The following is a 10952-nucleotide window of genomic DNA, read 5'->3' as shown; positions in this document are numbered from 1 at the left end:
CCACAGGGCGCACACCCCGGTCTCGTCTACGGCTCGGCGCGGCCTGCCCGGTTTGGGGAGCCTGCGAGCCACCCGGCGGATCCCAAACTCCCCGAACCCGCTGTGGCCGGCGCGGCGCCGGCCTCGGGAGCCGGGTGCAGGGCGAGCAGCAGCCCGGCGCCCGCGACCGCGAAGCCGATCAGCGCGGTCGGACCGAACGGCTGCCCGAGCGTCGGCCAGGCTGCCAGCGCCGTCAGGGCCGGCACGACAAACAGCAGACTGCTCGTCCCGACCGCGCCGCGCTCCCGGATCAGCACGAACATCATCAGCGGAGCGACCACACCGGCGATCAGAGCCAGCCAGAGAAGCGCGCCGATCTCCACCGGCGCCGCCTCCAGGGTGAGCGTGCCGGTCAGCGGTGCGAGTATCGCGATCGGCAGGATGCCCCCGACGATCTCCAGCGCGCCGATCGTCGGGCCGGGATGGCCGGTCCGCATGCGACCGTGCAGCAGCGTTCCGACGGCCAGCCCGGTCAACCCCAGCAGCGGCCACACGAGGTCGATGGCATGCGGCGGCCTGCCCACCCGGTCCGCCAGCGTGATCGCCACCCCGAGCACGCCGATCCCGATCCCCACCCAGCGGCGCGGACCCAGCCGCTCCCAACCGAGCCCGCTCGACAGCACCGCGACCACCAACGGCGCGCTGCAGGCGATCAGGGCGGTGGTCGCCGCCGGCACGCCGACCGACATCCCGTAGAACAGGGCGCCGAATTGCAGCCCGAAGAAGATCGTGCCGATTCCCACGTAGCGCAACGCATCCCACCCCTGCGGCCAGCTCATCCCGCGCCAGACGCCGATGCCGGCCATCACGGCGGCGGCGATGAGAAACCGCCAGAACACCAGGGCTTCCGGCGCCACGTATCGGGTGCCCAGCGAGCCGACCAGGTAACCGCTGGTCCAGATGGCGACAAACGCGACGGTCATCAACCAGAGCTGTAACGGTTTCATGCGTAACACGCTCCTCTGTGGCTGGGTAACGTGTCAAGGCGTTACGATGAAGTGGTGATGATCGACGAGTCCGCGGGCGCGCGCTGGCTCGATCTGCTGGCGACGCTGCGTGGCCGTTACCGCAGTCGACAGGTTGATCTGCTGTCCGACCCGGCCGCCCTGGCCGGGTTCCTGGCGGAGGTCGGCCTGCCGCCGCGCGTCGCACCGACCGCCGCGGATTTGGATGCGGTGCGGGCGCTGCGCGAGGCGATGCATGCGGTGCTGCGCGCGGACGAGGAGGGTCGGCGACCCGAAGCGGGCGACCTGGCCCTGCTGACCGATGCGCAGGCGGCGTTCGAACCCTTCCATCTGGCCGCGGGGGAGAGCGGGCCGGTCGTCGAATCGCCTGCCACCACCGATGTGGCGGTGGCGCTGATGGTGACCGAGATGCTCGGTGACCTGAGCGGCCCCCGACGCCCGTTGATCCGGCCCTGCGGCGACGACAGTTGCTCCGGCCACTTCCTCGACGTCACCGGCCGCCGGACCTGGTGCAGCAGCGCCCGATGCGGCTCCCGCGTACGGGTGCGTCGCCATCGCTCCCGCGCGGTCGAGTCGACATAGACCGGCCGAGTCTCCCGACGCCATCCCCAGAATTGTGGGGATATGCGCACAATTCTGCGACGAGCGATCGGTGCCGGCCCTCGGTGGATAGGGTTGGTCGAGGTCAATCGGACAGTTGCGGAATCACCTCGGCGGCAAGCCGTTCCATCTGTTCGTGATCGCCCTCGGGAGTGCCGGTGATCGGATTGAGCAGCAGCGTCCCGGCGCCGGCGGCGATCACCTCGGCCAGCCCGGCGGTGACGTCATCGGGGGTTCCGGCGACGGCGACCTCGTCGAGGCCCGGCACGGAATCGCCGTAGATGCGGCGCAGGCCGTCGAGAACCGAGCGCCGCGCGGCGGCGGGATCGTCGTCGACGGCGAGGTAAGCCCGTTTGCCGATCGGGAAGGTCGCCGGGTCGCGGTCGGCCTCCTCGAGCGCGACGCGCAGATTCTGCACCTGCCCGGCGAAGCGGGCCGTCGAATTCGAGCCCGCTCCCATGAAGGCGTCGCCGTATCGCACCGCCCGCCGCAGCGAGGTGCGCGCGCCGGCGCCGAACCACAGGGGTGGGCGCGGGCGCTGCACCGGCTTCGGCTGGATATCGCCGCGCACGGTGAAGAACGCTCCCTCGTGGTCGACCGGCCCTTCGGCCCACATGTCGGCCATCAGTCGCAGGCCGTCGAGGAAGCGTCCGACGAAGGTCTCCCGGTCGACGTCGAACGCCTCGAACTTTCGGAAGCCGCCGCCCGCCGAGATCCCGATGTCCAACCGGCCGTGGCTGAGCAGGTCGATCGTCGCGAGGCTGCCCGCCAGGTGCGCCGGAGACTGCACCGACGTCACCAGCACGGCGACGCCGAGGCGGATGCGTTCGGTGAGTGCCGCGAGATAGCCGAGGGTCTCCAATGGCGCCAATAGGGGAGCGGGGCCGAGTGTCTGTTCCATCACCCAGGCGCCGCCGAAGTCCAACTCCTCGGCCCGGCGCAGATACGCGGCCAGGGCCGCCGCGTCCACTCCGTCGGGTCCGCTGAACTGGGGTACCGAGATGTCGAACCGCACGCGCTCGACGCTACTCGCGACCGGTCCGCGGGCAACCCCCTCGTGCGGGGGCGACCGCTCGGCAGGGTCGAACGGGACCATTCACCTATGGTGGGTGGTCGGTAGGACTCTGGGAGGCTTTGTGGTGGACGGCATCGACCTGCGACGTGTGGTCGGCGGAGTGGCCCTGATGGTGGTGGGCCTGCTGGCCGTCATGTTCGGGGCGGGGGCGCTCACCTACTCGATGACCGACGCCCCGCAGCCGGCTGCCGCGGCGACCACTCCGGCCGTCGCCGGTGGCGACGTGACCGAGGCGGACCTGCAATCGGCGCGCCAGTCCCTCTCCAGCGTGTCGATGGTCTTCGGCTTCCTGTCCGCCGCGATCACCGGCGCCTCGTCGAGCCTCGGCGGCGTGGTCGACGGCACCGAGCAGGTCTTCGACGCCGTCGACACCGCACACACCGGCGCCGGGCAGATCGTCGACGCCTTCCAGCAGGCCCCGGACACCACCGTCGCCGCGCAGCAGGCGTCCGGGCTGATCGGCTCGATCTCCGGAAGCCTCGACGACGCCCAGCAACTCGGCCAGGCCGCCGCACAGATCGACGGCCTCGTCGCCCCGCTGGTCGCCTCCCTGGAAAGCCTGCCCGCACCCGCGAGCGAGGCGGCCGGCGTCGCCGATACCCTCGCGCAGCTGCGCGGGATGCAGGACAGCGCCCGTTCGCTGGAGGCAGGCACCGGCCAGGCCGCCGAACTGTCGAACTCGCTCGGCCAGATCGACACCGCGCTGCAGGGATCGTCCGAAAGTGTCGACGCCGCCATCGGTTCCGCGCTGGCATCGGCGATCACGCTGCGCGACGGTCTGGGCTCCATCGCCGCCGCCCGCGGCGATGCGGTCGGCGCCGCGCAGCAGCTGACCGCCGGCATCGATCAGCTCGGCGGCGTCCTGGAGGGCGTCAACACCAACCTGCGCAATGCCACCAACAGCCTGACCCCCGGCGCCGAACCGGTGGCCGCAGACACCACCGCTCCGGTCGCCGAGGCGAGCACCGGCGGCAACCTTGCGCTGTCCCTGGCGATCGCCGCCGCCGCGGGCATCCTCTACCTGCTGGTGGTCTGGTTGATCAGTCTCCGTCGTACCCGCAGCACCGGCGGCGGAACGCCACTTCCCGAGCAGGAACGCCTGCCGCAACCCGTCGGCTGAGCAACAGGCATCGCCTCACGTATGACGTGACACCGGTCGCGGTGGCCCGAGTCGTGGTGCTCGTTCACGGGTATCGGCGCCGCCGACCCGGTTGCTGCGCTCGGTGAGCGCGACCAGCGCCAGGTGTCGATCCGCCGTCCAACAGATCAGGCGCCCCTTCTGATCCTTGGTGCGGCCGAGGATTCCGGCCTCGGCCAGCTCGGTCAGGGCGCGGTGGGCGGCGGCAGGTGAGACCTCGAAGCGGTCAACCACCGATTCCGCGGTCACGACCGGATGGGCGGCCAGGCCGTCGAGAATCCGGAGGACGACCGCGTCTCGGCGCGGCGCTGCGGGGCGTAGCCCCTTGGTCTGTCGGAATCGGACCAATTCGTCGCGCAAAGCGGCATCGAGCTCCGTGACCTGCTCCGCCAGCCGGACCGCCCCCGCTGCCGCCTTTTCGGCCGCGGCGGCGCATCCGATGACCCAGTCGTCCACTCGGGGTGGATTCTGCCGGTAACCGGTCAGCCCCCCGATATAGGCATTCGCGTCGCCCGCGAAGACCGTGCTGATCGGAATGAGGATGTGGCGCAGGGCATCCGTCCGGCGCAGCACGGTGTGGATCAGGGCCCGCCCGGTCCGCCCGTTGCCGTCGATGTACGGGTGGATCGTCTCGAATTGGGCGTGGGCGATCGCCGCACGGACGATGGGGTTGCCGGCGGTTGCGGTCAGGAAGCGGGCGAGGTCGTCGACCAGTCGCGCGACTTCGGTCTCCGGGGGCGGTACGAAATCCGCGCGCAGAGGGCTCCAGCCGGGTCCACCGACCCAGTTCTGTTGATCGCGTTGTCCACGTGGCAATTCGGGTTCGATCACATGCTGAAGGTCGTCGATGTCGGCGGCGTCGATCACCCGGTTGCGATCCGCCAGTCGAGCGATCGCATTCTCGGTTGCCTGCACGTTGGCCACGACGTCCAAGGCGGCCCGGTTCCCGTGGTGGAGCAGCTCGGCGATCGCCAACCGCTTCGGGGTCACCCGGTTGCCCTCGATCCACGAGGACGAGATGGACTCCGAACGGATCAACAGGTGGTTCAGATGGCCGTTGCGCGGGCCGATCCGCTCGTCGGCCCGCGCCAGCACCGCGACCGCGTCCTCGGCGGCCGAAGCCGCCGCCGCGCCGAGGACGGGCAGCGCGTCACCGAGTTCGTCCGGCACGTAGGCGCGGTAGCGGCCGCTCGCGCGGTCGCGACGACTGAGACCGGCGGTGGTGTCCGCCGTCCACAGTCGGTCGACGTAGTGCGCCATGGCAACCTCCGAAACCCTCCACCTATTTCTACTTTAGGCCATCTAAAGGAGAAATAGCAGGTCGAAGGCTCGCGAGGGATCAGCGGCGGCGGCTCTGTTGCTCCGCGACCCGCAGGTAGGCGCCCATCAATCGCTTGAGTTCGACCACCGCGTCCTGGTGGCTGTGCTCGGCCTGGACGGAGAAGTTCAGCATCGAGTAGACGACGTGGGTGAGCACCTGCGCCATCAAGGTGCGCTGCTCACGCGGCGTATCGGGGGTCAGCGGGGCGAGCATGCGGGTGATCTCCTCCGCGATGGTCGCCTCCCACATCTGCACGCTCGCACGGGTGGCCGGGGTCGACTGCATCGCCAGCCACACCGCCCGGCGCGACGGATCGCTCACCCACAGGTGTGCCAGGTGGTCGAGGAAGCGGTCGAGGAAGCGCAACCAGTCGAGCGAGGGGATCTCACCGCTGAACGCCGACAATTCCTTCTGGACGCCGATGAAGTCCTCGCGGCTCAGTTCCGCGACGATCGAGTACTTGTTCGCGAAGAATTGGTAGAGGGTGCCGATCGGCAGTCCGGCGCGGGAGGCGACCTGCTCGCAGGTGAACGACTCGAAGCCGACGTCCACCAATACCTCGCGGGCAGCGCCGAGCAAGGTGTCGAATTTGACCTTGCTGCGCTGCTGCGTGGGACGACGCCGAGGGCGAAGTTCGTCGAACTCCGCGTCGCCCTCGGGGTCGTTGGACGGCTGCATGACTCCAGTATCGCCGACGGGGCTGCGATGCGAAACAATTGGCCGTAACCAGGGGTTACGGTTTCAGGCGTCCAGTTTGAGGTCGCGGATCAGCTTGGCGACATGTCCGGTGGCCCGCACGTTGTACTGCGCCACCTCGATGCGACCCTCCGGGTCGACGACAAACGTCGAACGGATGACACCCTGCACGGTCTTGCCGTACATCTTCTTCTCCCCGAAGGCGCCCCAGGCGGTCAGCACCGCGCGATCGGGATCGGACAGCAGCGGGAAGGTCAACGATTCGGCGTCGCGGAACTTCGCCAACTTGGCCGGCTTGTCGGGGGAGATGCCGAGGACATCGAGGCCGGCGCCGTTGAGCTGGGCGAGGCTGTCGCGGAAATCGCAGGCCTGCTTGGTGCAGCCGGGTGTGCTTGCGGCGGGGTAGAAGTAGACGACAACCCGCCGTCCGCGATAGTCCGCGAGCGAGACGTCCGTGCCGTCGGCGTCGGGCAACGTGAACTCGGGGGCAACATCGCCCACTGCCAGCCTGTTATCTGCCACGGCCCAAGAGTACCCGGGGGCGCCGTCCACTAGGCTTCGGCTACCGGAAGCCTCGGACCGCGGGGCAGGCGACTGTGGAACCGGATGGAGGCTGGGTACGTGGCTGATAACACCGAGCGGATCGAGGCGGAGATCGAAGCCGCTCGCAACCAATTGGCATCCACGCTGGACGAACTTGTCGTGCGGGCCAACCCGCGGCGCCTGGTCGCGAGCACCAAGGAGTCGGTGGTGGCCCGGCTGAGCGAACCTCAGGTCAAGTACGCCCTCATCGGCGTGGGGGCGGCCGTGGGTCTGCTGATCGTCACCCGCTTCCTGCGGCGCTGATCCTCGCGCACCCGCTCTGACCAGCCGATTTCCGCCCGGAGCGGTTCTGCTGTTAAAGTTCTACCTCGCAAGCCGGAGTCATCCGGTCCGCGCCATTAGCTCAATTGGCAGAGCAGCTGACTCTTAATCAGCGGGTTCGGGGTTCAAGTCCCTGATGGCGCACATATCTCGGCGCAAATGGTGTCACCCATCCGGGTGACACCATTTTTTCTGTCTTGTCGCACCTCCCACCGTCGTCGACAGTGGGGATCGGTGGTTGAGATTCCCCGGTGAACTCGGCTGCGTTCCGGCCCCGGGAATCGTTCGACGACAGCCCATCCCATCCGGCTGCGCGCACCGATCGCCGGGCGGAGGGAAGTGGTGTCGCAATGACGAAATCCTGGAAGAAAATGGTTGCCTGTGGTGCCGCGGCGGCGACGCTGGCGATCGGAGCACCCGGCGCGGCGGTCGCGGATCCGATCTCGGATGCCGTGGGGCTCGGCAGCAGCGCCGTCGACCTGGGCAGCAGCGCGGTCGACTTCGGCAGCAGCGTGCTCGACTTCGGCAGTGGGGTCATCGGCCTGCCCGGTGGGATCAGCAGCGAATTGGGTGGAAGCTCCGGTACCGGGCCCGGCGGGGCAGGTCCGTCGGCGCCTCCGCTCACGCAGGCCTGCAATGCCTCCACGCAGTCGGGTGGTGCCGGCATTACCGACACCAACCACATTCTCGGCGTGTCCGGACCGACTTCGTTCGTGCTGTCCTACGAGACATACAACGTGCCCGACCAGATCCAGGTCTTCTACGAGGGCGTGCAGGTCGCCGATACCGGGCGGGTCGGTGACAACATCAATCAGGGCACCGGCTCGATCCAGGTTGGCCTTCCTCCGGGTGGATCAACTTCGGTGCTGGTCCGCGTCATCGGCGATCCCGGCACCGACTGGGACTACACCGTCTACTGCCCGTAGTCGGCAAAGGCGCTGTGCGTCAACGGAAATCGTCCTCTTCCCCGGGCGGGATCCGTCACCCGCGGTCGGGCTTCCGACCGCGGGTGCGCACGGCGATCAGCGCGCAGGCGATCACCGCACATCCGCCGAGCACGATCGGCCAGGTGAGCGGTTCTGCCAACAGCAGCGCCGCCCAGCAGATCGTCAACACCGGCTGCGCCAACTGCACCTGGCTGACCCGTGCCATCGGCCCGATCGCGAGCCCGCGATACCAGGCGAAGAAGCCCAGGAACATGCTGATCACGGCGAGGTAGGCAAACGCTCCCCATTGCGCCGGCGACGCGGTCGGCGGCTGCCGGTCGATCGCGACGACGGCGACGACGACGAGCATCGCCGGCAGCGACAGCACCAACGCCCACGAGATCGTCTGCCAGGAACCCAGTTCCCGCGATATCAGGCCGCCCTCGGCGTATCCGATCGCGCAGACGACCACCGCGGCGAGCAACAACAGATCCGACCCGTGCAGTTCCACGGCGCCGCCCTGGAGCGCGGCGAACCCCACCGCGGCCGCCGCACCGCATCCCGCTGCCACCCAGAACGACGTCGGCGGGCGCTCGTGGCCGCGCAGCACCGCCATCACCGCGGTCGCGGCGGGCAGGATCGCGATCACCACCGCGCTGTGCCCGGCGGACGCCGTGGTCAGCGCGTACGAGGTGAGGAACGGGAAGCCGACCACCACGCCGCCGGCGACGACCGCCAGGCGCAACCATTGCCGGCCGGTGGGCAACGATTGCCGGAAGGCGCGCAGCACGAGCAGCGCGAGCAGTCCGGCGATCACGGCCCGCCCCGATCCGACGAGCAGCGGGGAGATGCCGCCGTCGGCGACCGCGATGCGGGTCAACGGCACGGTGAACGAGAAGGCGACCACACCGAGCAGGCCCCAGGCGAGCCCCGACCGTGCGGGGGATACCACTTCCGACCGATCGACGATAGCGCTACTCTGTGTACTCATGTATGACGATAGCAGCTCGCGGATCGTCGTCGGCTTGAAGGGCTGGATCGACGGCGCTGCGCCGGGCGCGAGGCTGCCCTCGACGCGGACGCTGGTCGCCGAGTACGGGGCGAGCCCGGTGACGGTGCAGAAGGCGCTGCGCACCCTGACCGAGCAGGGCCTGGTCGAAACCCGCACCGGTGTCGGTACATTCGTGCGCGCGGCCCGGGTGAATCGGCCCAACGACTACGGCTGGCAGACCGCGGCACTCGGCGCTCTGCCGTCCCAGCCGCCGCGGTCGGTCGCCCTGCGGGATGCCCCGGCCGACACGATCGCGCTGCACTCCGGTTACCCGGACCGCGAACTGCTTCCCGAGCGGTTGGTCCGCGCCGCCTTCGCGCGTGCGGCCCGCAGCGACGCGGTTATCGGCCGACCGCCCGCGGCGGGCCTGCCGGAGCTGCAGAGCTGGTTCGCGGGGGAGCTGGCCGCGGCCACCCCCTCGACGATCGTGGCGCCGACCGCCGGCGACGTGATCGTCCTGCCGGGCAGCCAGAGCGGTCTGACCGCCGCCTTCCGCGCCCTCGCCGGCCCCGGCCGCCCCCTGTTGATCGAGTCCCCGACCTATTGGGGCGCGATCCTCGCGGCGGCGCAGGCCGGGGTGCACCTGGTTCCGATACCTACCGGCCTCGACGGTCCGGATCCGGACGAGGTCGACCGGGCCTTCGACCGCACCGGCGCGCGGGCGTTCTATGCCCAGCCGCGATTCGCCAACCCGACCGGCACCAGTTGGGCCCCAAGAGTTGTCGACGGCGTCCTCGACATCCTGCGCGAGCGGGGAGCCTTCCTCATCGAGGACGACTGGGCGCACGATCTCGGTATCGACGCCGACCCCGCCCCGCTCGCGGCCCGCGACGACGCCGGCCACATCGTCTACGTGCGCTCGCTGACCAAGAGCGTGTCGCCGGCGGTGCGCGTGGCTGCGATCATCGCGCGCGGCCCGGCCCGCGACCGGGTGCTCGCCGACGTCGAGGCGCACACGATGTACGTCAGCGGTGTCCTGCAAACCGTCGCGCGCGATGTGATCACCCAACCCGCGTGGCGCACCCACCTGCGCGGCGTGCGCCACCAGCTCGCCGGGCGCCGCGATCTGCTGATGGACGCGCTGCGCGCACACGTTCCCGGCGCGCATCTGCACGCGGTTCCCGCCGGTGGTCTCAACATCTGGGTACGGCTGCCGGACGGGACCGACCTGCCGCGACTGGTGCGCGAGTGCGAGAACGCCGGAGTTCTGGTCGCCGGGGGAGATGGCTGGTTCCCCGCCGAGCCGACCGCGCCCTATCTGCGGCTGAACTTCGCCGGTCCGAACCCCGGCGCCTTCCCCGACGGTGTGCGCATCCTCGGTCGCACGCTGGAGACCCTGGCGGGCGCACGGTGATGCCCGATCGGCAGCAGCATGCGGGACCGATCGATAGCGCCGGTCTCCTCGGGTGGTTCCGCGCACGGGCCGTACCGGGGATGGAAGCGGTCGGCGATCGGTCCTATGTGCGAACGGTGCGCACCGACAGCGGTACGGCCGGTATCGCGTTCGAGTTCACCGACGACGGGGGTTCCACCACCAACGGCCCGACCTTCACCGTCCACGCCGACACCGACCGTGCCCGTTCGGAAGCGACGGTGATCGCTCGTCGGCTGTTCGACCTGGACGCCGACACCGCTGCCGTCGACGCCGCCCTGTCGGCGGATCCGGTCCTCGCGCGGTTGGTCGCCGCCACCCCGGGGATTCGGGTACCCGGCGCCGCCGGGCTGGCCGAGATCCTGGTGCGCGCCATCGTCGGTCAGCAGGTCACGGTGGCGGCCGCCCGCGGCCAACTAACCCGCCTCGTCATCGAACTCGGCGAACCCGCCGCGGCCGCGGTCACTCCGCCGGCCCTGCGCGACGATCCGACCGACCCCCGGCCCGCCCTCGTCTTCCCGACCGCGGCGACCATCGCCGAACACGGCGGACGCGTCATTCGCGGGCCCCGGGCGCGCATCGACACGGTCATCGGCGTCTGCGCCGCGATCGCCGACGGCAGTCTCACCGTCGACGACCACCCGACCGTTCCCGACCTGATCGACCGCCTGACCGCGCTGCGCGGAATCGGCCCGTGGACCGCCGACTACGTCGCGATGCGCCTGCTCGGCGCCCCGGACATCCTGGTGCGCAAGGACGTCGCCCTGCTGCGCGGCGCACGAGCGCTCGGCCTGGCCGACTCGTTCGGCGAACTGACCGCCGCGGCAGCCCGTTTCGCACCGTGGCGCAGCTACCTGAGCATGCACCTGTGGGCGGCCTCGACCTGATCGCGGTGTGCGGCTGGG

12 protein-coding genes and 1 tRNA gene are annotated in these 10952 nt (G+C 70.1%); 7 read left to right on the top strand and 6 right to left on the bottom strand.

Translation table 11 applies throughout. The features are described 5' to 3' along the window. Positions 1 to 26: 26 nt before the first annotated feature. Positions 27 to 986, bottom strand: coding sequence for a DMT family transporter (locus MB1_RS06270; protein WP_084351010.1), 960 nt, complete (start codon positions 984 to 986; stop codon positions 27 to 29). A gap of 57 nt (positions 987 to 1043) precedes the next feature. Here MB1_RS06270 and MB1_RS06265 point away from each other — a divergent pair, with 57 nt between their 5' ends. Then, positions 1044 to 1586, top strand: a complete 543-nt coding sequence (locus MB1_RS06265) for a CGNR zinc finger domain-containing protein (protein ID WP_169801608.1) — start codon at positions 1044 to 1046, stop codon at positions 1584 to 1586. Positions 1587 to 1689: 103 nt separating this feature from the next. Here the strand turns inward: MB1_RS06265 and MB1_RS06260 are convergent, their stop codons facing one another. Next, positions 1690 to 2619 carry an LLM class flavin-dependent oxidoreductase gene (locus tag MB1_RS06260; protein ID WP_066905048.1) on the bottom strand — a complete coding sequence of 310 codons (930 nt, stop codon included), beginning with the start codon at positions 2617 to 2619 and terminating at the stop codon, positions 1690 to 1692. A 124-nt stretch (positions 2620 to 2743) separates the two neighbouring features. Here MB1_RS06260 and MB1_RS06255 point away from each other — a divergent pair, with 124 nt between their 5' ends. Beyond that, positions 2744 to 3799, top strand: a complete 1056-nt coding sequence (locus MB1_RS06255; protein ID WP_218000191.1) for a hypothetical protein — start codon at positions 2744 to 2746, stop codon at positions 3797 to 3799. A 15-nt stretch (positions 3800 to 3814) separates the two neighbouring features. Here the strand turns inward: MB1_RS06255 and MB1_RS06250 are convergent, their stop codons facing one another. The 3 genes from MB1_RS06250 to bcp all read right to left on the bottom strand — a co-directional run bounded on the left by MB1_RS06250 (position 3815) and on the right by bcp (position 6356). Continuing rightward, the gene (locus MB1_RS06250) at positions 3815 to 5077 is read right to left on the bottom strand and encodes a Fic family protein (protein WP_066904831.1); all 1263 of its coding nucleotides are present in this window, start codon (positions 5075 to 5077) and stop codon (positions 3815 to 3817) included. Positions 5078 to 5156: 79 nt separating this feature from the next. Continuing rightward, positions 5157 to 5816 carry a TetR/AcrR family transcriptional regulator gene (locus MB1_RS06245; protein WP_066904829.1) on the bottom strand — a complete coding sequence of 220 codons (660 nt, stop codon included), beginning with the start codon at positions 5814 to 5816 and terminating at the stop codon, positions 5157 to 5159. Positions 5817 to 5879: 63 nt separating this feature from the next. Beyond that, positions 5880 to 6356: a thioredoxin-dependent thiol peroxidase gene (gene bcp, locus MB1_RS06240; protein WP_066904827.1), complete on the bottom strand. Its 477-nt coding sequence runs from the start codon at positions 6354 to 6356 to the stop codon at positions 5880 to 5882. Between the two features lie 99 nt (positions 6357 to 6455). On the opposite strand from bcp, the gene MB1_RS06235 reads away from it, so the two are divergent. The 3 genes from MB1_RS06235 to MB1_RS06225 all read left to right on the top strand — a co-directional run bounded on the left by MB1_RS06235 (position 6456) and on the right by MB1_RS06225 (position 7624). Further along, positions 6456 to 6680 carry a DUF3618 domain-containing protein gene (locus tag MB1_RS06235; protein ID WP_157083925.1) on the top strand — a complete coding sequence of 75 codons (225 nt, stop codon included), beginning with the start codon at positions 6456 to 6458 and terminating at the stop codon, positions 6678 to 6680. An 89-nt stretch (positions 6681 to 6769) separates the two neighbouring features. Beyond that, positions 6770 to 6842: transfer RNA gene (locus MB1_RS06230), tRNA-Lys, on the top strand. A 206-nt stretch (positions 6843 to 7048) separates the two neighbouring features. Continuing rightward, the gene (locus MB1_RS06225) at positions 7049 to 7624 is read left to right on the top strand and encodes a hypothetical protein (RefSeq protein WP_245650042.1); all 576 of its coding nucleotides are present in this window, start codon (positions 7049 to 7051) and stop codon (positions 7622 to 7624) included. A 55-nt stretch (positions 7625 to 7679) separates the two neighbouring features. Here the strand turns inward: MB1_RS06225 and MB1_RS06220 are convergent, their stop codons facing one another. Then, a complete protein-coding gene (locus MB1_RS06220; RefSeq protein ID WP_084351008.1) occupies positions 7680 to 8615 on the bottom strand; it encodes a DMT family transporter in 936 nt (311 codons plus the stop codon). Between MB1_RS06220 and MB1_RS06215 the strand changes: the two genes are divergently transcribed. Further along, positions 8614 to 10029, top strand: a complete 1416-nt coding sequence (locus tag MB1_RS06215; protein WP_066904819.1) for an aminotransferase-like domain-containing protein — start codon at positions 8614 to 8616, stop codon at positions 10027 to 10029. The genes MB1_RS06220 and MB1_RS06215 overlap by 2 nt on opposite strands. Next, positions 10029 to 10934, top strand: a complete 906-nt coding sequence (locus tag MB1_RS06210; RefSeq protein WP_066904817.1) for a DNA-3-methyladenine glycosylase family protein — start codon at positions 10029 to 10031, stop codon at positions 10932 to 10934. Before MB1_RS06215 ends, MB1_RS06210 begins: the two co-directional genes overlap by 1 nt. The last annotated feature ends 18 nt before the right edge of the window (positions 10935 to 10952 follow it).

The sequence above is a fragment of the Millisia brevis NBRC 105863 genome (genome assembly GCF_001552615.1).
In the GTDB taxonomy this organism is placed as follows: domain Bacteria; phylum Actinomycetota; class Actinomycetes; order Mycobacteriales; family Mycobacteriaceae; genus Millisia; species Millisia brevis.
This window is presented reverse-complemented; position numbering and strand designations above follow the sequence as displayed.